A 26,582-nucleotide genomic window follows, 5' to 3' on the forward strand; every position below is an offset into this window, starting at 1 on the left:
CGGCCACGCGCGACGGGGGTTCGCGCGTGGCCCGTACGCTGGCGTGATATCGATCGCGATATCACCGGATGGCTGATATCGGTCTTGGACGCCGCCTTTCGTCCTGTGCTGTCATGTCCGGGCTTGCCCCTGTTTCCGCCCGGAGGTGCTCCCGCATGCCCCATCGCCTGTCGAACGTCGCCCGGCTCGCGGTCGCGGCGATGTCGGCCGGATTGCTGACGGCCGCGATCACGCTGCCCGCCGTCGGCGGCACCGGCACGCTGGTCGTCTCCGCCACCGAGCAGCTGAACCTCAAGCCGGTGGCGCTGGCCGAGCCGCCCCTCGCGCAGACCTCCACCGTGTACGACGCCCGCGGCAACGTGATCGCCCGCTTCTACGACCAGAACCGCGAGATCGTCCGCCTGGACCAGATCTCCGAGGTGATGCGGACAGCGGTCGTCGCCATCGAGGACGACCGGTTCTACGAGCACGGCGCGATCGACATGGAGGGCACGCTGCGCGCCCTGGTCAAGAACCTCAGCTCCGACCGGCTCAGCCAGGGCGGTTCGAGCATCACCCAGCAGTACGTCAAGCAGGTGCTGCTCAACGCGGCCGACACCGAGCAGGACAAGAACAAGGCTCTGGAGGCCAGCTACGCCCGCAAGCTCAAGGAGCTGCGCTACGCGATGGGCGTCGAGCAGAAGTACGGCAAGGACGAGATCCTGCGCCGCTACCTCAACATCGCCTACTTCGGCGCGGGGGCCAACGGCGTGCAGGCCGCGGCCAGGCGGTTCTTCGGCGTCCCGGCGTCCCGGCTCGACCTGGCCCAGGCCGCCACGCTGGCGGGCGCCGTGCAGGACCCGAACACGACCGACCCGAGCCGCGGCAAGAAGGCCCGCGCGCTGCTGCTAGCCCGGCGGAACGTGGTGCTCGACCGGATGGCCGAGCTCGGCAGGATCACGCCGGAGCAGGCGTCCGCGGCCAAGGCGAAGAAGCTGGGGTTCAAGGACGTCCGGCTGCCCAACGGCTGTGGCGACAGCGACCATCCGTACTTCTGCGAGTACGTCCGGCACGAGCTGCTGGCCAACCCGGCCTTCGGCGACACGCGGCGGGCCAGGGAACGCGCCTTCGCGCAGGGCGGCCTGAAGATCTACACCACGCTCGACCCGAAGGCCCAGGCCGCCGCCGACCGGGCGATCAGGAAGCACGTCAACGCCACCGACCACGCCCTGGCCGCCGAGGCGCTGGTCGAGCCCGGCACCGGCGCGATCAGGGCCATGGCCGCCAGCCGCGGCTACGGCTCCTCGGCCAGGAAGAAGCAGATCTCCTTCAACGCGGTGGCCGACGCGCGGCACGGCGGGCTGATCGGCTTCCAGGCGGGCTCGACGTTCAAGACGTTCACCCTGGTCGAGGCGCTCAAACAGGGCATGAAGGTGGACGACGGCATCACCGTGGGCAACGGCTACAACGCCCCCTCCACCGCCGCCTTCAGGAACTGCGACGGCGCCGGCGTCGGCGACCCGTCCTGGACGGTCACCAACGACGAGGGCTCCCCCGGTTTCAAGACGCTGCAGACCGGCACGTGGGGCTCGGTGAACACGTTCTTCATGGCGCTGGAGCAGCGGGTGGGGCTGTGCCGGACGGTGGAGACGGCCAAGTCGCTCGGGATCGCGCGGGCCGACGGGCGCAAGCTCCAGGAGTACGAGACGTTCACGCTCGGCATCAACGAGACCGACCCGGTGACGGTGGCCACCGCGTATGCCGCCATCGCCGCCCGGGGCAGGTACTGCGCGCCGATGGCCATCACCAGGATCACCGACGCCGCCACCGGCCGGCCGACCTCGTACCGGCCGTCGTGCCGGCAGGCGCTCGATCCGGGCGTCGCCGACGCGACCGCGCACATCCTGTCGGGCGTGTTCACCAAGGGCACGATGAGCCGCGTCGGCGGCATCGGCCGCCCGGCGGCGGGCAAGACCGGCACCACCGACGGGTACGCCTCGGCGTGGTTCGCCGGGTTCACCCCGGATCTGGCGGGCGCGGTCAGCATCGGCGACCCGCGCGGCTCGCAGCGGTACAAGCTGGTGAACACCACGATCGGCGGCCGGTACTTCGCCCTGGTGGCCGGGGCCTCGCTGCCGGGGCCGATCTGGAACGACACCATGAGGGCGGCGCTGAAGGGCGTGCCCGCCACGCGGTTCGCGCCGATCGACACCGGGCGCTTCGGCGGCTGCGGCGACGCCTGCGCGCCCGCCCGACCCGACCGGGACGCGGGCCGTCCCGACGCGGGCGAGCCCGGCCTGGGCCGGACGGACCTGGGAGAGACCGGCCTCGGGGAGCCGGCCCCCGACGACCGGACGGCCCCATAACCCCGACGGGTGACTCAAGAGCTATACGACAGGCGGCGCGGCACGACCGTACCCTCGATGAGTCCGCACATCTCCGCCTCACGAGGGACGGTTTCGCCATGCCCAAGGCACGGACGTTCGGCCGGACACATCTGGCGCTCTGCCTCGCGCTCGCCGCCGGGGTCGCCGCCATCGGCGTGAGCGCGGTGGCCGACGCCACCGCCTCGCGCCAGGGCGACCCGCGGCCCGTGGTCATCCGCGACACGCGCGGCGTCGCGGTCGGGCGGCTCAGCATCCTGCGCGAGGGGTTCGGGACGGCACGCGTCTCGGTCTCGGTCAAGGGCCTGACGCCCGGCTTCCACGGCTTCCACATCCACACGACGGGCCTGTGCGACCCGAAGGCCGTCGATCCCGCGACCGGCCAGGTCTCCCCCTTCTTCACCGCCGGAGGCCACCTCGACCTGACCGGCGGCGTCCACGCCGGGCACTCGGGCGACCTGCCGCCGCTGCTGGTCGGCAAGGACGGGTCGGGCACCGCGTCCGTCGTCACCGACCGGTTCGGGCTGCGCGAGCTGACCGACGCCGACGGCAGCGCGGTCATCGTGCACGCGCTGCCCGACAACCTGGCCAACATCCCCGCCCGCTACGCCCCCGACGGCCCCGACGAGGCCACCCACAGGACGGGCGACGCGGGCGGCCGCACGGCCTGCGGCGTGATCAGGTGACGCGACGCGTGTGAGGCCCGCCGTGGCCGGGCGGCGGTGTGCGGCTAGTCTCGTGCCGTAACGCCGCCGACCTCGGGAGTTCCCGTCATGATCTTCATCACTGCGAAGTTCCGCGTCCTGCCGGAGCACGCCGGCCGCTGGCCGGAGATCTCGGCCGAGTTCACCGAGGCCACCCGCGCCGAGCCGGGCTGCCTGTGGTTCGACTGGTCGCGCAGCCTCGACGACCCGGCCGAGTACGTCCTCGTCGAGGCCTTCCGCGACGACGCGGCCGGGGCGGCGCACGTGACGTCGGCGCACTTCAAGCAGGCCCAGCAGGTGCTGCCCGGCTACCTGGCCGAGACGCCGCGCATCGTCAACGCGAACGTCCCGCAGGACGACTGGTCGCTGCTCGGCGAGATGGCCGTCCCCGAGCGCGGCTGACCGCTCAGGGCCGCAGCACCAGCGCCGGGTCCAGCGCCAGGGTGGCGACCGCGAGCGCGAGGAACACGATCGCCAGGGAGAACTGCGGCGAGCGGTCGGCCACGCGCAGGTGGGTGTAGAGGGCGCAGACGAAGTAGAGGACGAGCCCGGCCGCGGCCGCCGTCCCGGCCAGGGGCACGCCCAGCAGGCCGAGCGTCAGCCCCGCCGCGCCGGCCGCCTTCAGCGTGCCGATCGGCCAGACCAGCCACGACTGCGGCACCCCGGCCCGGTCGAGCGCGGGGCCGAGCGACCGCATGACCGGTTCGAGACGGGTCATGGCGGCGAACCCGGAGAAGGCGTTGCAGGCGATCGTCAGCAGCGCGGTGACGACGTAGGCGGTGGAGTGCGGCACGGGATCCCCCGGTCGGTGTCGGCTGGTCAGCCATGAAGGCGGAGACCGGGCGCCTGACCTGCGGCCGGATGGTCCTGGGGGGCGAAGGCGGGGGCGTGGGCGGCGGCCCAGGCGGCGAAGGTGCCGGGCGGGCGGCCGAGCACCGCGGCCGCGTCCTCGGTGACCGGGTACTGGGGGCGCGTGGCGTACCTGGCGTAGCGGGCCAGCAGGGCCCGGACGAACGGCTCCGGCAGGCCGCCCGCGACCAGGTGCCGCTCGGCGGCCTCCGGCGGGATCTCCTCGAAGCGCAGCGGCCGGCCGATCGCCTCGCCGAGCACGGCCACCATCGCGGCGTGGGTCAGCGACTCGGGCCCGGTCAGTTCGAGCCGGCGTCCGGCGTACCCGCCGAGCAGCGTGCTGGCGGCGATCTCGACCAGGTCCCGCTCATCGATCGGCACCTCCTGGAAGCCGGCGTGCACGTACCGGACGACGTCCCCGGCCCGGATCTGGGGGGCCCACGCCTGGAGGGCGTTCCCGGCGAAGGAGGCGGCGCGCAGGCTGGTCCACTCCAGGCCGCTGTCCACGGCGGCGGCCTCGGCCTCCTTGTTCCGGTCGCCGCGGAAGCGGGAGGGCTGCTCGTCGAGGGGCTCGTCGACGTTCATCGCGGACAGGGCCACCACCCGCCGCGCCCCGCGCTCGGCGGCGCGGGCGAGCAGGCCGGGCGCCCCGTCGCCGATGGCGCGCGGGTGCAGGAAGACGGCGGTGACGCCGTCCAGGTGGCCGGCGAGGGTCTCGGGGCGGGCCGGGTCGCCCTCGACGGCCTCGGCCCCGGCGGGCAGGCGCACCCCGGCCGCCGAGCGGGTGACGGCGCGTACCTTGACCCCTCGGGCGGTGAGCAGTTCGACCAGCGGACGTCCGAAAGCGCCGGTGGCGCCGGTGACGAGAATCATGTCGTTCATGCCCTCTGAGAGGAACCCGGGACGGAAAGTGTGACATCGCCATGACCGGGTCCCGGGGACCCGCCGACAAGGGGTGCTTTATCCGGATCGGAGCGCTGGGCGGCTAATCTGCGGCCCATGCACACCCAGTCACTCGCACCCGCTCCGGCCCTCGGCCCCAGACTCATCAGAGCCGAGATCCTCGTCGTGCTGTCGGTCTCGCTCGGCGCCAGCGCGGTGCTGTCGCTGGTCCGGCTGATCGGCTCGCTGACCGCGCCCAAGGAGCTGAAGGGGCAGCAGGCCGTGCTGGTCGGCTCGCTGGCCCCCGGGCGGCCGTGGCTGGACCTGACGTTGCAGCTCGTGGACATCGCGATCTCGGTGGCGCCGGTCGCGCTGGTGGCGTACCTGCTGGTCCGGTCGGGCGAGTCGTTGCGGACGATCGGGGTGGACCTGCGCGAGCCGGGCCGCGACACGTTGCGCGGCGCGCTGCTCGCCGCCGCGATCGGTGGCACGGGGCTGGCCTTCTACCTGGTCGTCTACGCGCTGGGCGTCAACCTGACGGTGGTGCCGGGGCAGTTGCCCGAGGTGTGGTGGCGGGTGCCGGTGCTGCTGCTGGCCGCCACGCAGAACGGGGTGCTGGAGGAGGTGCTGGTCAGCGGCTACCTGCTGCACCGGCTGGACCAGGCGGGCTGGGGGCCGTGGCGGGCGGTGGTCGTGTCGTCGGTGTTGCGGGGGTCGTACCACCTGTATCAGGGGTTCGGGGGGTTCGTCGGGAACGTGGTGATGGGGCTGGTGTTCGGGCGGCTGTACCAGCGGTGGGGGCGCGCGATGCCGCTGGTGATCGCGCACACGCTGATCGACGTGGTGGCCTTCGTCGGGTACGCCGCCCTGCACGGCCGGGTGAGCTGGCTCCCCTGACGCAAGCCACTTGCGTGACTGTCGCAAAAAACTGATAAACGCTTGCACCTCGATAACAAGGCTTCGGAACTTCCTCGCAGGAGTCTTGTGTCGCGGGGTCGTGGGGTCCTACTGTCACCTCACCCCCCGAGAGAATCGAGCTTCGGATGTCAGGCACGAGCACATCCCGGAGGGTCGTGGCGGTGCTCGCCGCGGCTCTCGGCCTCCCCCTCGCCTCGCTCGCCGTCCCCGCGCAGGCCGCCACTCAAGCCGCCACTCAAGCCGCCGCTGAAGCCGCCGCTGCAGCCGTCGCGGCGCAGCGGCCCGTGGTCACCAGGGCCGCCCTCGACCCCGCCCTCGTCGCCGGCCGGGGCGCGCGCGTCGGCTTCGCCGAGCAGGAGGCCGAGAACGCCCCCACGGACGGCACGGTCATCGGCCCCGACCGCACCGCGTACACGCTGCCCGCCGAGGCGTCCGGGCGGCGGGCGGTCCGGCTGACGCCCGGCCGGCACGTCGAGTTCACCCTGCCGGCCGCGGCCAACGCGATCACCGTGCGCTACAGCATCCCCGACGCGCCAACGGGCGGCGGCATCACCGCGCCGCTCGACGTCGCGGTCAACGGCCGCCACCGGGCCACCATGACGCTGACCTCGCAGTACTCGTGGCTGTACAACCAGTACCCCTTCACCGACGACCCCGGCGCCGACCTGCTGCACCCGGACTGGTGGATCACCGAGTGCTCCTGCGTGCCCAGCGCCACCACCCCGGCCCCGGCGATCACCAAGCCGTTCCGGCCCAGCCACTTCTACGACGAGCAGCGCCTGCTGCTCGGGCGCACCTACCGGGCGGGCGACCGGATCCGGCTGACGGCGGGCGCCGGAGCCGCCTGGACGGTCATCGACCTGCTCGACTCCGAACTCGTCGCCCCGCCGCGGATCGAGCCGGTCGCGGCGAACGTGCTGGCCTTCGGCGCCGACCCGGCCGGGCGCCGCGAGTCGTCGGCCGCCTTCGACCGGGCCATCGCCTTCGCCAGGCGCGCCCATCTGAAGGTCTACGTCCCGCCCGGCACGTACCAGGTCAACCGGCACATCGTCGTGGACGACGTGACGATCACCGGCGCCGGAAGCTGGTACACGATCATCAAGGGCCGCGAGGTCGCCCTGGACGCCCCCGCGCCCGACGGGTCCGTCCACACCGGCGTCGGCTTCTACGGCAAGGACGCCGCGGACGGCGGCAGCCGGAACGTGCGCCTGTCCGGGTTCGCCATCGAGGGCGACGTCCGCGAGCGCATCGACACCGACCAGGTCAACGGCGTCGGCGGCGCGATGAGCGACTCCACCATCGAGGGCCTCTACATCCACCACACCAAGGTCGGCGTCTGGTTCGACGGCCCGATGAACGGCACCCGCGTCGTCGGCAACGTGATCGCCGACCAGATCGCCGACGGGCTCAACCTGCACACCGGCGTCACCGGCACGGTCGTGTCGGACAACTTCGTCCGCAACTCCGGCGACGACGGCCTGGCGATGTGGTCGGAGCGGACGGCGGACGCCCGCAACACCTTCGACCACAACACGGTCCAGACGCCGGTGCTGGCCAACGGCATCGCCGTCTACGGCGGCACGGACAACACGGTCTCGGCCAACCTGATCGCCGACCCCGTACGCGAGGGCAGCGCCCTGCAGGTCGGCTCCCGCTTCGGCGCCGAGCCGTTCGCGGGCCGCCTGGACATCACCGGCAACACCACCGTGCGGGCCGGCACGTACGAGCTGAACTGGAAGATCGGCCTCGGCGCCATCTGGTTCTACGCCCTCGAGCGGAACATCGACGCCGACATCCGGGTGACCGGCGACCACTACCTGGACAGCACCTACAACGCCGTCATGCTGGTCGCCGACTGGCCCGTCAAGGACCTCTACTCCATCACCGGCCTGCGCTTCAAGGACGTCCGGGTGGACGGCACGGGCACCTCGGTGCTCAGCGCCCGCGCCGCCGGCTCGGCCGCCTTCGAGAACGTGGACGCCCGCAACGTGGGCGCGGTCCCCGTCAACAACTGCGGCACCTTCCACTTCACCCCGTCCGGCTCGGAGTTCTCGCTGACGGACGGCGGCGGCAACGACGGCTGGCTCGCCCCCTGGCTCCTGCCCAACACCCTCACCTGCGACGACCGTCCTCCGGTGGTCCCGCCGCCGGCCCCCGCCCCCTGGTGAGACGGCCGCGTTAGGCGCCGGGGTGCGGGGCAGGAGGGACGGCATGACCGACACCTACGACCGGGTCGCCGTCGTCACGGGCGCCGACTCCGGCATCGGCAGGGCCACCGCCGTGCTGCTGGCCGAGCACGGGTTCGACGTGGGGATCACCTACCACGAGGACGAGGACGGCGCACGGGAGACCGCCGCGCTGGTCCGGGACGCGGGCAAGGCGGCGGCCGTGCGCCGCCACGACCTGACCGACCCGGTCCGCGCCGCGCACGTCGTCGACGAGCTGGCCGGGGACCTGGGCGGGCTCGGGGTGCTGGTCAACAACGCCGGCACCGGGTCGTCGGAGCCGCTGCTCGACATGGACTACGAGCGCTGGCGTTCGGTGCTGGCGGTGGACCTGGACGGGCCGTTCCTGTGCGCGCAGCGGGCGGCCCGGCGGATGGTCGCCGAGGGGCGCGGCGGCCGGATCGTGAACGTCACCAGCGTGCACGAGGAGTACCCGAGGGTGGGGGCGGGGCCGTACTGCGCGGCCAAGGGCGGGTTGAAGCTGCTCAGCCGGGTGCTGGCGCTGGAACTGGCCGCGCACGGCATCACGGTCAACACGGTCGCGCCCGGCGAGATCGCCACCCCGATGACCGGGCAGGAGGACCGGCCGCCGCGGGCCGGGAGCCGTCCGGGGTACCCGATCCCGCGGCCGGGCGACGCCCGGGAGGTCGCCGCGGTCATCGCCTTCCTGGCCTCGCCGGCCGCCTCGTACATGACCGGCTCGTCGGTGTTCGTGGACGGCGGCCTGGTCACGATGGGACCGCAGGCGGCGGGGGCGCTCCAGTCCGGAGACTGGCGTTGACCCCGCACCCCCGCCCGCCCGCTCCCACGCGGCACCCCCGCCCTCGGACGGGTGGCACCGCACGCTCTCGGACGGCGGCCCGTCGCCCTTGAGGCGGCGGCCCGCCGTCCTTCGGACAGTGACCCTCGTCTTTCAAACAGTGGCCCGCCGTCCTTCAGGCGGTGGCCGGATGGCCGACCGCGAGGGCGGCGGCCACCTGCGGCGCGACCCGCTCCGCCCAGCGGCCCAGGAGCTCCTCCAGCTCGGGCGGCCGCGGCTCCAGCACGGACAGCGGTGACTCCCGCACGGCCAGCTGCGACTCCAGCACGGCGAGCCCCGGCGTCGGCACGGTCGCGCCCAGCTCCACCAGCAGCGGCCGCAGGTGCACCTCGACCGCCAGCGCGTGCTTCGGATCCCCCATGACCAGCAGCGGCAACGCCACCACCCCGGCCAGCGCCTCCGGCCGCAACCGGTCGAGGAACGCCTTCAGCAGCCCGGTGTACGTGCCCTTGTAGGTGGGGCTGGCCACCACCAGCACCCGCGCCTCGGCGACCAGCTCCAGCGCCACCTCGACGCCGGGCGCGGGCCCGGGGGCGAGCAGGTGCGGCCCGAGCGCCGACAGGTCGATCACGTCGTGCGCGCCCGGGAGGCCGAGCCGCCGCGCGACGGCCTCGGCGGCCTCCACGGCCACGGTCCGCGTCCTGGAGCCCTCGCGGGGGTTGCCGACCAGCGCGACGACGCTCATCCGGCCACCGCCGCCGCCAGCCCGGCGTACCGGGAGACGGGCCGGGTCAGGCCGTAGTTGTCGCGGAGGGTACGGCCCTCGTACTCGTACCGGAACAGGCCCCTGACCTGCAACTCCGGCACGACGTGGTCCACGAAGTCGGACAGGCCCGACGGGAGCAGCGGCGGCATGATGTTGAAGCCGTCGGCGGCCCCGGTGAAGAACCACTCCTGGAGCTGGTCGGCGATCTGCTCGGGCGTCCCGGCGACCACGCGGTGGCCGCGGCCGCCCGCCAGCCGGTTGAGCAGTTGCCTGACCGTCAGGCGTTCCCGCCTGGCCAGGTCGATGACGAGCTTGCGCCGGCTCTGCGCGCCCTCGGTCTCGACGGGCACGTCCGGCAGCGGCCGGTCGAGGTCGTCCTCGGCCAGCTCGATGCCGGTCATGTGGGAGAGCTGGGCCAGGCCGTAGGCGGGGATGATCAGGTCTTCGAGCTCCTTCTCCAGGTGCAGCGCCTCCCGTTCGGTCGAGCCGATGATCGGCGAGATGCCGGGCAGGACGAGCACGTCGCCGGGCTGCCTGCCGTGGGCGGCCACCCGCCGCTTGAGGTCGCTGTAGAACTCCTGGCCCTCCTCCAGGGTCTGCTGGGCGGTGAAGACGGCCTCGGCGTGCCGGGCGGCGAACTCCTTGCCGTCCTCCGACGAGCCGGCCTGCACCAGCAGCGGGCGGCCCTGCGGGGAGCGGGAGGTGTTCAGCGGCCCCCGGACGGCGAAGTGGCGGCCGATGTGCTCGACGGGATGGATCTTGCCGGTGTCGGCGTAGCGGCCGCCGGTGCGGTCGCCCAGGATGGCGTCGTCCTCCCAGCTGTCCCAGAGCTTGCCGGCGACCTCCAGGAACTCGTCCGCCCTGGCGTAGCGGGCGGCGTGCGTGGGGCGTTCGACGCCGAAGTTGAGCGCCTCGGCCTCGCTGGCGGAGGTGACGATGTTCCAGCCGGCCCGGCCGCCGCTGATGTGGTCGAGGGAGGCGAACTTGCGCGCCACGTGGAAGGGCTCGTTGTACGTCGTGGAGACGGTCGCGATGAGCCCGATGTGGTCGGTCACCGCGGCGAGCGCGGCCAGCAGCGTGAGCGGCTCCAGCCCGCCGAGCGCGTTGTGCCGGACGTCGCCCTGCAGGGCCACGCCGTCGGCGAGGAAGAGCGAGTCGAGCTTGCCGCGCTCGGCGATCCTGGCCAGCTCCTGGTAGTGGCGGACGTCGGTCAGGCGGCTCGGCTCGGTGCGGGGGTGCCGCCAGGCGGCCTCGTGATGGCCGACGCCCATGAGGAAGGCGTTCAGGTGGAGCTTTCTCGTCACGTGGTCCTCCAGGTGGAGAAGCGGCGCTCGACGCCGATCAGGAGCAGGTTGAACAGCAGGCCGACCACGGAGATCGTGATGATGCCGGCGTACATGTCGGGGATGCGGAAGCTGGACTGGGCGTCGAGGATGAGGTAGCCGAGCCCGGCCTTGGCGCCGACCATCTCGGCGAACAGCAGCACGAGGATCGAGTACGCGCCCGCCAGGCGCACCCCCGTGAAGATGGTGGGCACGGCGGCCGGCAGGATCACCTTCTGGAACAGCCGCACCGGGCCGAGCCCCATCGACCGGGCCGACTTGATCAGCAGGGGTTCGACGGTCTTCACGCCGCTGACGGTGTTGAGCAGGATGGGCCAGGAGCAGGCGTACAGGACGAACGCCACCTTCGTCGTCTCGCCGATGCCGAGGATGAGCGTGAAGACCGGCAGCAGCGCGACCGCCGAGGTGTTGCGGAACACCTCCAGCAGCGGGGTGAGGAAGTCGGCGACGGGCTTGTACCAGCCGATCAGCAGCCCGAGCGGGATGGCCAGCACGATCGCCAGCCCGAACCCGGACAGCGAACGCGCCAGCGACGCCTCCAGGTGTTCGGGGAGCCGGCCCGTGAGCAGCAGGTCCGCGCCGGCCGCCAGGCTCTCCGACAGCGGCGGCACGAACACGGGGTCCACCACGCCGAGGCGGGGCAGCACCTCCCAGGCGGCCAGGAGCAGCAGGATCGCGGCCGAGTTCCGCCCCGCCCGCCGCGCCAGCCTCCACGTCGCCGCGGGGGACGCCGCCGTCCGGCTCACCCCCGCCGGGGCCGGGTTCCGGCTCTCCCCCTCGGTGGGCCGGATCGGGGCGGCGGGCTCTTTCCCGTTGGTGCGCTCGTCCCCGGCGGCGGGGTCGGGCTCGTCGTCGGGGAGGTCGTACCAGTGGACGTCGCCCTCGGGCCGCGTCCGTTCGTCGGCGCGGGCGTCAGTCATGCCGGATCGCCGCCTTCCGCTCCTGCACCTGCGCCGCGGCGACCTCGTCGCGCAGCAGCCCCCACACGTGGTGCCGGTACTCGCCGAAGCGCGGGTCGGCCCGCAGGTCGCCCTCGCGCGAGTCGAACTCCACCTCGATGATCTCCTTGATCCGGCCGGGCCTGGAGGTCATCACGGCGACGCGCTGCCCCAGGTAGACGGCCTCGTCGATGCCGTGCGTGATGAAGACGACGGTCTTGCGGGTGTGCTGCCAGATGCGCAGCAGCTCCTCCTGGAGCGACTCGCGGGTCTGCGCGTCGAGCGCGGCGAACGGCTCGTCCATCAGCAGGACGTCGGGGTCGAAGGCCAGGCTGCGGGCAATGGCGACGCGCTGGCGCATGCCGCCCGACAGTTCGTGCGGGTAGCGGTCCTCGAAGCCGGACAGGCCGACCAGTTCCAGGTGCCGCCGCGCCCGTTCCGTACGCTCGGCCCTGGGCACGCCCTTGGCCTCCAGCCCGAAGGCCACGTTGGCCAGCGCGGTCCGCCAGGGGAACAGCGCGTACTGCTGGAAGACGATCCCCCGGTCGAGGCCGGGCCCGGTGACGGGCGCGCCGTTGACCACGATCTGGCCCGACGTCGGCTCGGTGAGCCCCGCGACCAGGTCGAGGAGGGTGGACTTGCCGCAGCCGCTCGGCCCGACGAGCGTGAGGAACTCCCCTTCGCGGACGTCGAGGTCGATCCCGGACAGGGCGGTGAACGGCTCGCCCGCGTCCCTGACCGTGAACTCCTTGGAGACGTTCCGGATGCCGATCTTCGTCTGGACGCCGGTCTCGCTGATCGTGGCGGTCATGAGCCGCTCCCGTTCGCGTAGGGGTTGAACTCGTTGGTGTAGAGGTCGGTGGCCTTGACCTGCCCAGGACGGATCTCGCCCTCGCGCTGGAGCCAGTCGATCCACCGCTGGAACTCCCGGCTGTCGATGACGCCGCCCTTGCCCGCGATGCCGGTGCTCTTCCAGAGCTTCACGACGTCGGTGGTCTCGTTGCGCCCGCGCCTGGCGATGATCTGCTCGAACTTGGCGACGACCTCCTCGCGCGGGTGGGTCTGCGCCCAGGCGATGGCCTTGGCGAAGCCGGCGACGAAGGTCCGGACGGTGCCGGGGTTCCTGGCGATGAAGTCCTCGCGCAGCACGACGGCCCCGGCCGTGAACGGCCCGAACAGCTCGACGTCGGTGAACAGCGGACGCAGCCCGCCGCGTTCGAGCGCCTTGTCCTTGAGCACGCCGCCGAGCGTGCCGACGTCGAGCTGCCCCTGCCGCAGCGCCTGCTCGGTGTTGACCGGCGGGATGACCACGAGCTGGACCTGCTCGATCTCGGCCGGGGTCAGCCCCTGACGCTTGAGGTACTCCTTGATGACGGCCTCGTGGTGGGCCCCGAGGGTGTTGACGCCGATCTTCTTGCCGATGAGGTCGCGGGCGGTCCTGATCGGGCTGCCGTCCTTGACGTAGTAGCCGTTGAACGACTTCTCGTCCGAGCCGTAGTAGCCGATCACCGCCTTGATCGGGGCCTTGGCCGCCTTGAGCTTGATGACGGCGCCGTCGAAGGCGCCGCCGAAGTCGGTCTGGCCGGTGGCCGCGGACTGGATGTCCTGCGGCCCGGAGGTGGTGTTGCCCACCCACTTGAGCTTGACGTCGCCGAGGTAGCCGAGCTCCGCGGCCAGTTCGGGGAAGGTGACGGCGCCCACGCTGCCCTGGTAGCGAAGCTCCTTCACCTCCGGTTCGCCGGGTTTCACCGAGCCCTCGGCCGCGCCGCAGCCGACGGTCACGGTGGCGAGCAGCACGGCGAGGAGTGCACGTCTGATGTTGATCACGATGAGTTCCTCTGGGGAGAACTGCGCAGGGGGGAGGGAGGTCTGCCGGAGGTGCGTGATCAGCGACACTGCGCGCTGGCGACGTGGCCGTGGTCCACGTGCGGGCGCCGGGTCAGGTAGAGGCCCTGGCTCATGCGTACGAAGCTACGGAACCCGGAACGCTAAGTCAACATTTCCTACTGGATTTACATGAATTACTGTTCGGGAACGGCCCGCTTCCGGAAACGACGGTCCCCAGTTGCCCGGTTTGATGATCTACTCTGGCGGGAATCCGGTCCGGGGATGAACGAGCTCGGACACCGAGCTTCGTCGCAGCCCCGGGAGCTGATCAGCGTGGGCGAAGCCGAATGGCCCGCAGATCTCGATGTGGGAAGACTGCTGGAGTCGGGGTGGCGGCCCACCCCGTTCAGGCAGTTCATACTCAAGCTCCACAGCCGCTGCAACCTGGCGTGCGACTACTGCTACATGTACGAGATGGCCGACCAGAGCTGGCGCCGCCAGCCGCGCCGCATGTCCGGCCCGACCATCGATCGCGTGGCCGCCCGCATCGCCGAGCACGCCGAGGCCAACGGCCTGGACAGCGTCGAGGTGATCCTGCACGGCGGCGAGCCCCTGCTGGTCGGCGTCGACCACATGCGCTACGCGCTGACCGCCCTGCGCTCGGCGCTGGCGCCCGGCGTCGAGCTGGTGGCCCGCGTGCAGACCAACGGCGTCCAGCTCAACGAGGGCTTCCTGAGCCTGTTCGCCGACCTCAACGTCTACGTGGGCGTCAGCCTCGACGGCGACAAGGAGGGGCACGACCGCCACCGCCGCAACGCCTCCGGCCGGGGCAGCTACGAGCAGGTGCGGGCCGGCATCGAACGCCTGACCGCGCCCGCCTACCGCCACCTGTTCGGCGGCCTGCTGTGCACCCTCGACCTGGCCAACGACCCGGTCACGACCTACGAGGCGCTGCTCCGGTTCCGCCCGCCGGTGCTGGACTTCCTGCTGCCGCACGGCAACTGGACGACTCCCCCGCCCGGCTGGTCGTCCACCGGCTCGCCGTACGGCGACTGGCTGGTGGCCGTCTTCGACCGCTGGTACCGGGCGCCCGAGCGGGAGACCCAGATCCGCATGTTCAGCCAGATCATCCGGCTGGTGTGCGGCCGGCCGTCCAGGAGCGAGGGGATCGGCCTGTCGCCGGTGGCGGTCGTGGTCATCGAGACCGACGGCAGCATCGAACAGGTCGACACGCTCAAGTCCGCCTACGACGGAGCGGCCGGCACGCTGCTGCACACCTTCCGCGACTCCTTCGACGCGGCGCTGCTGCTGCCCTCCATCGCGGCCCGGCAGATCGGCGCGCGGGCGTTGTCGGACGAGTGCGCCGCCTGCGAGCTGGCCAGGATCTGCGGCGGCGGTCTCTACCCCCACCGGTACCGTCCGGGCAGCGGGTTCCGCAACCCGTCGATCTACTGCCGCGACCTGTACCGGCTGATCGGCCACATCCGGCGGACCGTGACCGACGACGTGGCCGACCTGACCAGAGCCGACCCGCGCACCCCCGAGCTCCTCGCGCCCGGGGGGTGAGCGGGGCCCGGCCCGGTCAGACCGGCGGCGGGTCGAAGTCGCAGTCGAGGTGGCGCCGTTCGCCGGCCACCCGGGTGTCGGGGTGTTCGGGGCCCAGCGTCTCCAGGTAGGACCGCATGGTCTCGTCGAAGAGCGCCCTGCCCTCCGCCCGCTGCCCGGCGGCCTCCAGGTCGGCCGACAGGTTGGCCGCCGCCGCCAGGGTCGTCGGGTGACGCGCGCCCACCAGGGCGCTGAGGCGCTGGTGGGCCTCCGCGCCGATCTCGCAGGCGTTCTTGAGGTCGCCCAGGACGGCCAGGTCGCTGGCGTAGTTGACGGCGATGAGCAGGTAGTAGTGGTGGTCGCGGCCCAGCCTGCGCTCGATGCCGTCGAGCGCCTTCTTGTTCAGCTCGCGCGCCGCCTGCGGGTCGCCGAGCACGCGGTGCAGCAGGGCCACGTTGCTGGCGCAGCCGTGGTTGTACGGATGGTCGGCGCCGTAGATCCGCGGGTAGCGGTTCATGGTGTCGAAGGCCAGCTCGTAGGCCTGCTCCACGTTGCCGTTGGCGCGGTTGCAGTTGGACAGGCAGGTGGCGGCGGCGAGCGTGCTGGGGTGGTCGACCCCGTACAGCCGCACGTAGCGCTCGTGCACGTCGATGGCCTGCAGGAGGGCGTCCTCGGTCTCGCCGGACCGCAGCAGGGCGATGGCCAGGTCTTTCTGGGCCAGCAGGATGCGCGGGTGGTTGGCGTCGAAGAACTCGCGGCCGAAGATCAGCGCGTCGTCGCAGACGTCGACCGCCTGGCGGTAGTCGCCGCACAGCCGCACCACGCGGCCGAGGCCGGTGCGCAGGTTGAGCTCGGTGCCGCGGGTGACCGCGGTCTCCCCGCCCTGGGCCGTGCGCAGCGCCTCCAGGAGCAGCTCCTTGGCGCGGACGTAGTCGGAGGTGAGGCCGTAGTCGAGGGCCAGGCTGTTGATCGCCCTGACCGTGATGACGTCGTCGGGCCCCAGCACCTTCCTGTGCAGGCGCAGCGACTCCTCGTCGTGCTCCCTGGCGTCGATGAAGCGGCCCTGCGCGCGCAGGTCGGACCCGATGCCGTTGAGCAGGATGAGGGTGTCGCGCTCCTCCTCGCCGAGCGCGGCGCGCATGGAGATCAGGGTGGACTGGTTGAGCTGGTAGGCCTCGGCGTAGCGGCCCTGCTCGCGGTAGAGGTCTCCCTGCAGGCGCTTGGCCTGGAGCACGTGCCGGTTGTCGGCGCCGGAGTCGTGCGTCCAGCGCTCCAGGAACGTCGCCACGTGGCTGCCGGTCGCGGCGAAGTTGCCGGAGGAGCTGAGGTAGGTCAGCATCTTGATCGCGAAGTCGCGGACCTCGTCCCTGCGGCTCTCGGCCACCCTCGCCGGCCGGACGTGGGCCAGCAGCGCGTCGTAGCGCGGCCAGTTGGCCGGGTCGTCGGGGGCCTGCGGCACCGCGCCGACGAGCAGCGAGTGGACCTCCGCCCGGATCTCCTCCTGGACCTCCGGTTCGAGCTCCTCCCGCAGCAGGGCCTGGATCAGGCGGTGGACCTGGAGGGTGGCCGGTCGCCCTGGGCCGCGCTGGCCGCCGGCCTGACCGCTCGCCTCGGCCTCGACCCGCACCAGGGCGTACTTGGCCAGCGTGCCGATGGCCCCGCTCAGCTTGATGGGATCGGCGAGCAGCTCGGCGATCACCGGGCGCACCGCCCCCTTGACCGGGACGAGCACCGAGCGCGGGATGGGCTCCGGCCCGAAGAAGGCACAGCAGCGCAGCAGCTCCATGGCCTCGGGCAGGTTCTCCTTGAGCTTGTTCACCGACAGCCCCCACGCGGCCGTCATGGAGACCGGGTACTCCGAGGGCTTGCCCCTGCTCAGCAGCTGACTGGTGTGCTCCTGGAGCAGCTTGAGGTACTCCTCCGGCGCCATGCCGGTCTCGCTCTGCAGCGCGGCCGCCTGCTCCAGCGCCAGCGGCAGGTCGCCGAGCGCCTCGGCCAGCTCGACGGCGACGGACTCGCTGATCGCCCTGCGCAGGCGCTTCTGGAAGAACTCGACGCTCTCCCGCCGCGGGAAGACGTCCACCGGGACGGTGTCGACGACGCTCTCCCAGCGGTGGTTGCGCGAGGTGATCAGGACGTGCCCCGGGCCGGGACGCACGATCTCCCTGATGTCGTCCGGCTCGTCGGCGTTGTCGAAGATCAGCAGCCACCGGCGGGTCGGCTCACCGCGGCGCAGCGCCTGCAGGACGGCGTTGGCCGCCTCGTCGATGCCCGTCGCGGTCGGGCCCGGCAGGCCGAGCTGGGGCGCGAGCTGGGCCAGCGTCGAGCGCACCAGGCCGGGCTGGTCGGAGGGGATCCACCAGACGAGGTCGTACTCCTCGCGGAACCGATAGGCGTATTCGATCGCGGCCTGCGTCTTGCCGACGCCGCCGTAGCCCTGCAGGGCGTTCGGCACGACCGCGGTGGGCTGCTGGAGAATGCTGTCGCGCAGCCTGGACAGCAGTTCCTCCCGGCCGGTGAAGTTCTTGTTCCGGGGTGGAACCTTCCAGACATTGGGAAAGTCGCTCACTGCGCGCAGTGCGGCGGACGGCTCTGGAATCGTCACGTGCCCGCCCTTCTGCCCGTGCCTTCACGGGGGCTGGTGCAGGAATGGAAAGTCGTTCTCGAGAATAGGGCAAGATAAAAAACGACAGACTGTCATGGTAGCGGCCCGGCGGGTCCCGTACTACCCGGCCGATAACGGCGACCGCCAACAGCCGATTCAGGACGGCACTAATTCACCGCCTATTGGCGGGCACGCCGAATTCGGCCACCCTGGGATCAGCCTGTTGAGCACTTCGCTCCGGACGGGCCGGTCATCCGGACGGGGAACGCTGCGGGCAGGCCAGAGCCGACGAGGGAGCGCCCATGGCACCGCAGGTCGTCACGCAACACAAGGATCTTCTTGATTTGTCCGCACTCTCACCTGCCCGTCTCGAAGGGCTGGGGAACTCCGTGATCGCACTGGAGTTACTCGAGCTGCTCGAGTCGGGCCCGGGGGAAGACGAGGTGTTCGCCGCGTTCGACAACAGCACGCCGGTGCCGTACCGGCCGGGCAATCCGTAATCACGAACCGATTCGCCGAGACCCGGCGGGAGATGTTTCCCCGGGTTTCGGCGAACCCGAAAACGGGGCGCCGGCCACGGCGATGCCATACCATGGGGAGCCATCGAGAATCGTGCAGCGGTGACAGCCGGACGTTGAGCTCGAAACCGGACGGAATTATTCAGGAGTCTCGCCGCCACACGCGTCTTGCGGCATTGACCGGGGCGGGCGCCTCCGCAGTCCGGTCCCGGGCCACAAAGGAATACGACGTCGTCCTCGGTGAGTGAGGTCTGGTCCCATGACTGCTTCCGGCCCCCGACGCGGTCCCTTCGTCGGAGCTCGTCCCTTCGACGAGGGCGACGGGGCCCTGTTCTTCGGACGGTCCGCGGAGACCGCGGAGCTGGCCGGCATGTGGCGGCGCAACCGGCTGACGATCCTGCACGGCGCGGCCGGCGCCGGCAAGACCTCGCTGCTGCGGGCCGCCGTGATCCCCTCGCTGCGGGACGAGCGGGCGCGCGTGCTGCCGGTGGGCCTGGCCCGCTCCACCCGCGTCTGGCCCGCCGCCGCGCTGCCCGAGCACAACCCGTACGTGATCGCGCTGCTCTCGTCGTGGTCGGACGGCGGCTCGCTGGCCAGTTTCGCGGGCCTGTCGGTGAGCGACTTCCTGCGCAGGCTCCAGCGCAACGACGGCGTCGCCGGGCCGACGCTGGCCGCCGTCGACCAGGTGGAGACGTTCCTACGGCTGCCCGACCCGTACGAGCACCTCAGGGAGAGCTTCTTCGACGAGCTGCTGGGGTCGTTGGCCCAGTGGCCCGACCTGCGCCTGCTGCTGTCGGTCCGCACCGACCACCTCGACGAGCTGCGGCACGTGCTCAGGCGCTACGCGGTCCGGGAGCCGCAGGAGCTGGCGCTGCCGCCGTTCACCCGGGCGCACGCCGTCGAGGCGATGCGGCTGTCGGCCGAGTCCACCGGCGACGGCGCCGCCGCGGACAAGGTCGAGGAGCTGGTCGACGAGATCCGCACGGTCCGCGACGACACCGGCCGGCCCTGGCCCACCGCCGACGAGGTCGACCCGCTGCTCCTGCAGGCCGCCGGCGCCCGGCTGTGGGGCGATCCGCCGGACCGCGAGCGGTTCCTGCTGACGGAGCTGGACACCGCGGCCGACCGGGCGCTGCGCGAGTTCTGCGCCGCGACGCTGGCCGAGGTCGCCGCCGACCACCTGTTACCCCCCGGCCGCCTCATGTCCTGGTTCCGCCGGGACATCCTGCACGAGTACGGCAGGCTGTCCGACCCGGTCGCGGACGTGGGCGCGGTCGTGCTCAACGCCCTGGAGGACCGCTACCTGGTCAGCTCGCCCAAATGCAACGGCCTGCCCATGCACGGCCCCCGCCACCCCCGGATGCTGGCCCCGCTCAGGCAGCTCGACGCCGCCATGTGGCCGCAGTCCCCGCCCGACCCGGCGGCCCGGTTGCGCGCCGCCAAACGCGCCGGCGACGAGGGTGAGCCCGACCGCGCCCGCCGGCTCGTCCACGAGGCCGCCCAGACCTGCCCGCCGCAGGCGTTGCGGCTGCGGGCCGAGATCGACACGCTCTCCGGCAACATCGACTACGACCAGGGGCTGCTGGAGGAGAGCATCGAGCACTACCGCGCCGCGGCCCGGCTCTTCGAGGCCGTCGGCGACAACGCGGCCGTCGGCTGGCTGATGACAGCGGTCGGGCGCGTCGTCCTGGCCCAGGGCAGGCCGGGCCTGGCCGTCGAGCAGCTGCGCGCCGCCGTCGGCCGGGTGCCGGACGACCTCATCGTGCAGACCGCGCTCGGCCAGGCCCTGTGGGAGGCCGGCCAGCCGGACGCCGCCCTCGCCGTGCTGAGCGACGTGCTCAACCGCGAGGCGGACACGCCCGAGGCCCGGCGCTCGCGCGGGGAGTTCCTGGCCGATCTCGGCGACGCGGAGTCGGCCCTGCGGGACATGCGGCAGCTGCGCGGCGGCCGGCCCGCGCCCTCCACCAAGGCGGCCCGCGCGCTGGCGATGGCCAGCCTGACCCGCCCCGAGGTCGCCCATGACCTCGGTGACGCCCTCGACGAGGCCGAGGAGGCGCTGAAGGAGGCCGAGGAGAGCGGGCCCGTGCTGCTGCGCGCCGCCCGCGTCCACAAGCTCACCGGCGACGTCACCAGGGCGACGGAGCTGGCCGACCGCGCCATGACGGCGCGGCGCCCGCCGCTCCCCGAGCACCAGCGGCGTGCGGCCAGGAAGCTGCTCGCGGGCTCGTGATGCCGGACACCGCCCTGGTGGCCCTCATCACCGGCGGATCGGCCGTGCTGGCCGCGTTCTCGGGCGCCGGATGGGCGATGGTGACCGAGCGGCTGAAGGCCAGGCAGGCCACCAGGGCCGCCGCCGAGCAGCGCCGGGCCGACCGGGAGGACGCGCGGGCCGAGACCCTGCGCACGGCGTTCGCCGACGCGCAGTCGGCGGTGCTGCGATTCGGGCTGACCGTGAGCATCTCGCTCGACATGCGCACCGACCGGGACGCCCGCCTCGACGGCGAGGACCTGCCCGGCCAGTTCCGCCAGGCGCGGGTGGAGTACCTGGCGGCGGCGGTGGCGGTCGAGCGGTTGTGGCCGCTGTGCCCGGAGGGCGCGCGCGAGCGCCTCGAACAGCTCAGCGCGGCCGTCACCAGGGCGTTCGGGCACGCCCGTTCGGTATCAAGTCCTGTTGTGGCCGGGGAGGAGGTCGAGGTGGCCCTGCAGCGGGCGCTGCGCGCTCTGAGCGCGGAGGTCTTCCCGCCCGCGCCGCCCCCTTCCGAGCTCGCCGTCCCCTCCGGCTGACGGCCGCGCGCCACAGGCGGCCCAGGTCGTGCCCGAGCGAGGTCACCATGAGCGTCAGGACGACGGCCAGCAGGCCGATGGCCACCGCCACCGCGACGAGTGCGCCCCTGGTGCCCCAGACGGCGATCAGGTAGCCGGCCGACAGCGCCCCCAGCGGGACGGCGCCGCCGGAGAGGAACCGCCCGGCGCCCGTGACCCTGCCCAGCAGCTCCTTCGGCACCTCGTCGGCCTGGTAGACCGCGAGCGCGACGTTGATGTGCGCGCCGGTGAACCCGATGCCGCCCCAGGCCAGCGGCAGCACGACGGCGACGAACACGACGCTGTCGTGGTCGACCAGCGCCACGAACCCGGTCAGCATCAGCCACGACCACACGCAGGTCACGATCACGCCCCGGGTGCGCCCCTTGCTCTGCAGCCGCGACGCGGTGAACGAGCCCAGGACGCCGCCGAACCCGGTGGCCGCGATCAGGCAGCCGATGAGCAGGCTCGGCAGCCGCTGCTGGTGCGCCAGCAGGATGAGGACGAGCGCGAGCGTCTGGAAGAAGAAGTTGGCCAGCGCGCAGACGACCAGCACCGGCACCAGGAACCGTTCCCTGCGCAGGTAGGCGAAGCCGTCGCCCAGGTCGGCCACCAGCGCCCTGACCCGCGGTCGCGGCGGGACGCCGTGCGGGGTGAGCCGGTCCTTGGCCATGCGCAGCAGCGCGAACACCGACAGGAACGAGGTCAGCGCGTCGACGGCGAAGGCCAGCGCCCGGTGCAGGTCGAACAGCAGGCCGCCGAGCGGGCGGCCGAGCAGCGCCGCCGCGTGCACGCGCGCCTCGTTCTTCGCCATCGCGCCCGGCAGGTGCTCGCGCGGGACGAGCCGCGGCACCACCGTCGCCTCCGCGGTGCTGAAGAACACCAGGCAGACGCCCTGCGCCGCGGCGACCAGCGGCAGCACGACGTGCTCCGGCATGGTCGCGAACGCGCCGGCCGTCAGCAGCACGGCGAGCACGCCGCGGGCCAGCAGGCTGACGATCATGACCCGCCGCCGGTCCATGTAGTCGACCAGCGCGCCCACCGGCAGGGCCAGCAGGATCCGGGGCAGCGTGCCGGCCGCCGTCACCCAGCCGGCGAACACCGGCGAACCGGTCAGCGACAGGGCGAGCAGGGGGACGGCGAGCATGGCGTTCGTCGAGCCGAGCTGGTTGGCCGCCGAGGCACTCCACAGGAGGTTGAAGTCGCGCCGCCACGGGGCGCGTCTCCCGTCGGCCGGGCCCTCGCCCGCGGTGCTGTCGGTCACCTCTGTCGCTCCCAAGGCGCCCGGACGCTGGGCAAGCCAGGTGCGGTGTCGTCCACAGCCGGGCTTCGTGTCACAGGTTGAAGACCGGCCTTCGGACGGTGATCGTACCCGTAACGGGGGCCTGTTACAGGCAAACGGTCACCTCGACGTACCCAAGGTCCCTTGACCTCGGCGGGGCGGTGGGCCGGGTTGACAGGGGCGTCCGGGTGGTTTTCTCTGCAACCAGGCGTGGGGGCGGAGGGGAGCGTTCATGCGTGGTCTTCGGCGGTGCTTCGTCGCCCTGGTCCTGTGCGTGCCGCCGGTCGTCCTGCCGGTCGCGCCCGCCGTCGCCGCCGGGCCCGCGCCCGCCGGGCCCGGGGCCGCCGCGCACTTCGGGCAGGCGCGCAAAGACTGCGTGGGGACGGCGGCGGGCCGGGCGTCCAAGGTCTGGTACACGGTGGCGGGCGGCGTGTTGTCCGACGTCTACGAGCCCACGATCGACAACACGAACGTCGAGACGATGCAGTTCGTCGTCACCGACGGCCGCACGTTCACCGAGGCGCAGGCCCGCGACACCACCTACCGGGTGGAGACCGGGCGTTCGGGGCTGAGCTGCACCGTCACCTCCACCAGCAGCACCGGCCGCTACCGGCTGACCACCACCTACGTCACCGACCCGGGGAGCGACGCGGTCGTCGTACGGACCCGGCTGCAGCCCCCCGGCCTGCGGCTGTACGTCCGGCTGGACGCGAGCGTGAACGGCAACGGCGGCGGCGGCCCGGCCGACGGCGGGGCCGACACCGGCGCGGTGGACGCCGCCACCGGCGCGCCCGTGATCTCCGACACCGGCACCGAGACCTCGGCGCCCGAGCGCGACTACGCGGTGCCCACCCACCTGGCGCTGCGGGCCGAACGACGGCTGCCGCTGGCGAGCGTCGGCTACGCGGGCACGTCCGGCGACGGGCTGGCGCAGCTGGACGCCGACCACGAGCTGACCCCCTACGACAGCGCGCCGCGCGGCAACGTCGTGGCCACCGCCCGGCTGCCGATCGACGCCTCGGGCGCGGTGACGTTCGCGCTGGGCTTCGGGCGCACCGCCGAGGCCGCGCTGCGGACGGCGGGCGCGGCGGCGGCGCGGCCGTTCGAGTCCACCCGCGCCGCGTTCGAGGCGGGCTGGGCGGCCTACGACGCCGGGCTGCGCCGGCCGCCCGCCGCCCTCGCCGACGTCTACCGGCTGTCGGCGAACGTGCTGAAGGCGAGTGAGGACAAGACCTTCCCCGGCGCGGTCGTCGCCTCACTGGCGAGCCCGTGGGGCCAGGCGGTCGACGCGGGCTCGCTGCCCGGCGGCAAGCCGGTCTACTTCGGCTCCTATCGCGAGGTGTTCGCCCGCGACCTGTACGAGGCGTTCACCGGCTTCCTCACCGCCGGCGACCTGGCCACGGCCCGCGCCACCACCCGCTTCCTGCTGGAACGCCAGCAGCTCCCCGACGGCAGGCTGCCGCGCAACTCGCTGCTCAACGGCCGGCTCGCGCCCGACTCCGGCGGCGACCAGCTCGACGAGACGGCCTACCCGATCCTCATGGCCCACCAGTCCGGGCTGGGCGGCGAGGCGGGGCTGTGGCCGCGCGTACGGGCGGCGGCCGACTTCCTGCTGGCGCGCGGGCCCGCGTACGGCGTGGAGCGGTGGGAGGAGCAGGCGGGCCACTCGCCCTCCACGATCGCGGCCGAGATCGCCGGGCTGGTCTCGGCGGGCGAGATCGCCGACCGGCAGGGCGACCGGGCCCGCGCCCGGCTCTACCGGGCCGCCGCCGACCACTTCGCACGCTCGGTCAAGGGCTGGACGGTGACCACCACCGGCCCATACGCCCCCCGCTACTTCCTGCGCCTGTCGCGCGGCGGCGACCCCGACGCGGCGCTCTCCTACGACCTGGGCAACGGCGGCCCCACCGAGGACCAGCGCCGGGTGGTGGACGCCGGTTTCCTGGAGCTGACCAGGCTCGGCGTCCTGCCCGCGGACGACCCGGACGTGCTGGCCTCCCTGCCGGTCGTGGACCGGGTGCTGCGGCGGACGACCGCGAGCGGCCCCGGCTGGTACCGGTACGGCTCGGACACGCCGGGCACCGAGGACGGCTACGGCGACTGCCACGAGCCCGACCCGACCTCGTGCGCTCCGTCCGGCAGGCCGTGGCCGACCGGGAACACCGGGTCGGGCCACGTGTGGCCGGTGCTCGCCGGGGAGCGGGCCGAGCAGGCGCTCCAGAGCGGCGACCAGGCCGCGGCGGCGTCGCTGCTGGCGGCCATGCGGGCGATGTCGTCGGGCACGGGGCTGGTGCCCGAGCAGGCGTGGGAGAACCCGGGCCTGGCCGCCGCGCCGTACGGGAGCGACCCGGCGACCGCCTCGATCGGGTTCCGCGACGGCGGTCCGGCGGGCTCGGCGTCCCCGCTGACCTGGGCGCAGGCGCAGCTGGTACGGCTCGTCCTGTCGCTGGGCGCCCGCCGCCCTGCCGAGCAGCCCGAGGCCGTCCGCGAGCGGTACGCCGCGCACGGCATGCCGGGCACCACCCCGCTCACCGTCACCGCCCCCTCCGACGGCGCGACCGCCGAAGGCGCCTCGGTCGCCGTCGCGGGGACGGCCGCGCCGGGCGCGCTCGTGGACGTCGAGGCCGCGCCCGTCGACCTCGGGACGCCGGCGCGGGTCGTCTCGGTGCGCGCCGGGCCCGACGGGGCGTTCACCGCGCGGGCGCCGGTCGCGTTCGGCGAGGTGGTGCTCACCGTCACCGCGACCGCGGGCGGCCGCACCGCCCACGCCCGGCGCTCGGTCGTCGGCGACGTCGTCGGGGGCACCACCGTGCTCGACGTGGCCGACCCCGAGGGCGACGACGACGGCCCGGGGACCTATGCCTACCCGACGGCCGCCGACTTCCGTCCCGGCGCGTTCGACCTGCGGCGGTTCCAGGTGATCACCGACGCGACCACCGTCTACCTGCGGGCCGGTCTGCGCGACCTGACCCCCACGTTCGGCAGCCCGATGGGCGCGCAACTGCTCGACGTCTACGTGCGCGACCCGGCCGCCGCCGGGTGGTCGGCGCAGGCGGCGTTCCCGCAGCGCAACTACCGCATCGCCGAGGAGGACGCCTGGTCGCAGCGCGTCGAGGCGCAGGGTTTCGCCGCTCCGGTGCTGGTCGGCGCGGACGGGCGCGGGCGTGGCGGCGCGGCGGTGCGCGTGTCCGGCGCCACCAGGACGATCACCGTCGCGCTGCCCCGGTCGACGTTCGGCACGCCGGGGCCCGGCTGGCGGTTCGCGGTCGTCCTGACCGGCCAGGACGGCTACGCCGCCGACCAGGCCAGGGGGTTCGCGGCGACGCCGGAGCCGTACCGGTTCGGGGTGTGCCCCGAGGGCGGCGGCGCGCCCCTGTGCGCGGCCGACCCCGGCACGGTGCCCAAGGCTCTGGACGTGCTCACCCCCGACGGAGTCTCCCAGGCCGACGAGCTGAACCCGCTGCTCGGCCCGGTCACGCTCCGCGCGGTCACCGTGCCCTGACCGGCTGCGCCCGCCCGGCCCGGCCGCGATGGGGCGGCCGGGTGGTCAGGCGAAGCGTTCGATGGTGACCGGGATCAGGCCCTGCCCGCGGATCGCCTGCCGGTGGTGGTGGAGCAGCGCGCCGATGGCGGCCAGCGGGCCGGCGCTCAGGCGTACGGTGACGTCCAGGCACCAGGCGATGCCGGGGCCGATGCGCCGCAGCTCCCAGGTGAAGGTGTGTCCGTCGGCGGTCGCCGTGGCGGTGCCGGCGATCCTGGCCCGCGGGTTCTCCCGCGGCGGCTCCAGGCGCAGGACCGTGCTCACGTTCGCCAGGCCGCGCTCGCCGAGCTCGCCCGCGAACAGGATGCGGTAGCGCCGGGTCTGCGCCGAACGGGAGCCGCCCAGGTCGAGCGGGGCGGCGGCGGGGAGCGCCTGGCGGTACTGGAAGAAGGCCCGCAGCTCGGCCTCCTCCGGCAGCGCGCCGCCGCCGAGCATCGAGTAGGTCTCGCGGGCGTCGCGCCTGGTCACGGGCAGCACCCGCTCGCGCAGCGCGGGGTCGGCGCGGATGGCCCGGCTTGATCCGGGCGACTCGCGCCACTCGCCGCACTCGGCGGTCCATTCCGCGCAGTCGATGCCCGCGGCGGTGTAGTCGTCGCAGAGCACGAACTCCTCGACCAGGATGCCCAGGGGAAGTGTTCCGCGGCCACGGTCGGCGGCGTAGATCAGGTAGTAGTCCAGGGGTACGTCGGCGTCCATTGGCGACATGATCGTGGT

20 protein-coding genes are annotated in these 26,582 nt (G+C 73.1%); 10 read left to right on the forward strand and 10 right to left on the reverse strand.

Translation table 11 applies throughout. The features are described 5' to 3' along the window. Positions 1-155: 155 nt before the first annotated feature. The 3 genes from ACNF49_RS45410 (at position 156) to ACNF49_RS45420 (ending at position 3,469) form a co-directional block, all read left to right on the forward strand. The gene (locus ACNF49_RS45410) at positions 156-2,345 is read left to right on the forward strand and encodes a transglycosylase domain-containing protein (RefSeq protein ID WP_482941602.1); all 2,190 of its coding nucleotides are present in this window, start codon (positions 156-158) and stop codon (positions 2,343-2,345) included. A gap of 98 nt (positions 2,346-2,443) precedes the next feature. Beyond that, positions 2,444-3,049, forward strand: coding sequence for a superoxide dismutase family protein (locus ACNF49_RS45415; protein ID WP_482941603.1), 606 nt, complete (start codon positions 2,444-2,446; stop codon positions 3,047-3,049). 87 nt (positions 3,050-3,136) lie between these two features. After that, a complete protein-coding gene (locus ACNF49_RS45420; protein ID WP_352352667.1) occupies positions 3,137-3,469 on the forward strand; it encodes a putative quinol monooxygenase in 333 nt (110 codons plus the stop codon). A gap of 4 nt (positions 3,470-3,473) precedes the next feature. Here ACNF49_RS45420 and ACNF49_RS45425 read toward each other — a convergent pair whose 3' ends face one another. Both ACNF49_RS45425 and ACNF49_RS45430 read right to left on the reverse strand, forming a co-directional pair. Further along, positions 3,474-3,860, reverse strand: coding sequence for a DoxX family protein (locus ACNF49_RS45425; RefSeq protein WP_482941604.1), 387 nt, complete (start codon positions 3,858-3,860; stop codon positions 3,474-3,476). 26 nt (positions 3,861-3,886) lie between these two features. Next, positions 3,887-4,798, reverse strand: a complete 912-nt coding sequence (locus tag ACNF49_RS45430) for an NAD(P)H-binding protein (RefSeq protein WP_482941605.1) — start codon at positions 4,796-4,798, stop codon at positions 3,887-3,889. 117 nt (positions 4,799-4,915) lie between these two features. Between ACNF49_RS45430 and ACNF49_RS45435 the strand changes: the two genes are divergently transcribed. The 3 genes from ACNF49_RS45435 to ACNF49_RS45445 all read left to right on the forward strand — a co-directional run bounded on the left by ACNF49_RS45435 (position 4,916) and on the right by ACNF49_RS45445 (position 8,722). Beyond that, positions 4,916-5,695: a CPBP family intramembrane glutamic endopeptidase gene (locus tag ACNF49_RS45435; protein WP_482941606.1), complete on the forward strand. Its 780-nt coding sequence runs from the start codon at positions 4,916-4,918 to the stop codon at positions 5,693-5,695. A gap of 182 nt (positions 5,696-5,877) precedes the next feature. Beyond that, positions 5,878-7,884, forward strand: coding sequence for a glycosyl hydrolase family 28-related protein (locus tag ACNF49_RS45440; protein ID WP_482941607.1), 2,007 nt, complete (start codon positions 5,878-5,880; stop codon positions 7,882-7,884). Between the two features lie 43 nt (positions 7,885-7,927). Then, positions 7,928-8,722, forward strand: coding sequence for an SDR family oxidoreductase (locus ACNF49_RS45445; RefSeq protein WP_357979681.1), 795 nt, complete (start codon positions 7,928-7,930; stop codon positions 8,720-8,722). Between the two features lie 154 nt (positions 8,723-8,876). Here ACNF49_RS45445 and ACNF49_RS45450 read toward each other — a convergent pair whose 3' ends face one another. From ACNF49_RS45450 to ACNF49_RS45470, 5 genes are read right to left on the reverse strand one after another with little or no spacing between them, the layout of a single operon-like run. Beyond that, on the reverse strand, positions 8,877-9,446 hold the full coding sequence (locus ACNF49_RS45450; protein ID WP_357979679.1) for an NADPH-dependent FMN reductase: 570 nt from the start codon (positions 9,444-9,446) through the stop codon (positions 8,877-8,879). Beyond that, on the reverse strand, positions 9,443-10,771 hold the full coding sequence (locus tag ACNF49_RS45455; RefSeq protein ID WP_357979677.1) for an LLM class flavin-dependent oxidoreductase: 1,329 nt from the start codon (positions 10,769-10,771) through the stop codon (positions 9,443-9,445). The genes ACNF49_RS45450 and ACNF49_RS45455 overlap by 4 nt, the downstream gene beginning before the upstream one ends. Further along, positions 10,768-11,730, reverse strand: a complete 963-nt coding sequence (locus tag ACNF49_RS45460; RefSeq protein WP_357979675.1) for an ABC transporter permease — start codon at positions 11,728-11,730, stop codon at positions 10,768-10,770. The genes ACNF49_RS45455 and ACNF49_RS45460 overlap by 4 nt, the downstream gene beginning before the upstream one ends. After that, the gene (locus tag ACNF49_RS45465) at positions 11,723-12,559 is read right to left on the reverse strand and encodes an ABC transporter ATP-binding protein (RefSeq protein WP_352324581.1); all 837 of its coding nucleotides are present in this window, start codon (positions 12,557-12,559) and stop codon (positions 11,723-11,725) included. The genes ACNF49_RS45460 and ACNF49_RS45465 overlap by 8 nt, the downstream gene beginning before the upstream one ends. Continuing rightward, positions 12,556-13,575: an ABC transporter substrate-binding protein gene (locus tag ACNF49_RS45470; protein WP_482941608.1), complete on the reverse strand. Its 1,020-nt coding sequence runs from the start codon at positions 13,573-13,575 to the stop codon at positions 12,556-12,558. The genes ACNF49_RS45465 and ACNF49_RS45470 overlap by 4 nt, the downstream gene beginning before the upstream one ends. Positions 13,576-13,941: 366 nt before the next feature. Between ACNF49_RS45470 and ACNF49_RS45475 the strand changes: the two genes are divergently transcribed. Continuing rightward, positions 13,942-15,141: an FxsB family cyclophane-forming radical SAM/SPASM peptide maturase gene (locus ACNF49_RS45475; RefSeq protein WP_482941609.1), complete on the forward strand. Its 1,200-nt coding sequence runs from the start codon at positions 13,942-13,944 to the stop codon at positions 15,139-15,141. 16 nt (positions 15,142-15,157) lie between these two features. Here ACNF49_RS45475 and fxsT read toward each other — a convergent pair whose 3' ends face one another. Further along, positions 15,158-17,725 (reverse strand): FxSxx-COOH system tetratricopeptide repeat protein, encoded by a 2,568-nt coding sequence (fxsT, locus tag ACNF49_RS45480; protein ID WP_357979667.1) that lies wholly within the window; start codon positions 17,723-17,725, stop codon positions 15,158-15,160. A gap of 302 nt (positions 17,726-18,027) precedes the next feature. Here fxsT and ACNF49_RS45485 point away from each other — a divergent pair, with 302 nt between their 5' ends. Together ACNF49_RS45485 and ACNF49_RS45490 are read left to right on the forward strand one after the other, a co-directional pair. Next, positions 18,028-18,225 carry a hypothetical protein gene (locus ACNF49_RS45485; RefSeq protein WP_357979665.1) on the forward strand — a complete coding sequence of 66 codons (198 nt, stop codon included), beginning with the start codon at positions 18,028-18,030 and terminating at the stop codon, positions 18,223-18,225. Positions 18,226-18,502: 277 nt separating this feature from the next. Further along, the gene (locus tag ACNF49_RS45490) at positions 18,503-20,473 is read left to right on the forward strand and encodes a tetratricopeptide repeat protein (RefSeq protein ID WP_482941610.1); all 1,971 of its coding nucleotides are present in this window, start codon (positions 18,503-18,505) and stop codon (positions 20,471-20,473) included. A gap of 399 nt (positions 20,474-20,872) precedes the next feature. Here ACNF49_RS45490 and ACNF49_RS45495 read toward each other — a convergent pair whose 3' ends face one another. Further along, positions 20,873-22,309, reverse strand: coding sequence for an MFS transporter (locus tag ACNF49_RS45495; RefSeq protein ID WP_357979661.1), 1,437 nt, complete (start codon positions 22,307-22,309; stop codon positions 20,873-20,875). A 250-nt stretch (positions 22,310-22,559) separates the two neighbouring features. Here ACNF49_RS45495 and ACNF49_RS45500 point away from each other — a divergent pair, with 250 nt between their 5' ends. Then, positions 22,560-25,829: a glucodextranase DOMON-like domain-containing protein gene (locus ACNF49_RS45500; protein WP_482941611.1), complete on the forward strand. Its 3,270-nt coding sequence runs from the start codon at positions 22,560-22,562 to the stop codon at positions 25,827-25,829. A 45-nt stretch (positions 25,830-25,874) separates the two neighbouring features. Here the strand turns inward: ACNF49_RS45500 and ACNF49_RS45505 are convergent, their stop codons facing one another. Beyond that, positions 25,875-26,564, reverse strand: coding sequence for a hypothetical protein (locus ACNF49_RS45505; RefSeq protein ID WP_357979657.1), 690 nt, complete (start codon positions 26,562-26,564; stop codon positions 25,875-25,877). Positions 26,565-26,582: the final 18 nt, after the last annotated feature.

The sequence above is a fragment of the Actinomadura sp. ATCC 39365 genome (assembly GCF_054392275.1).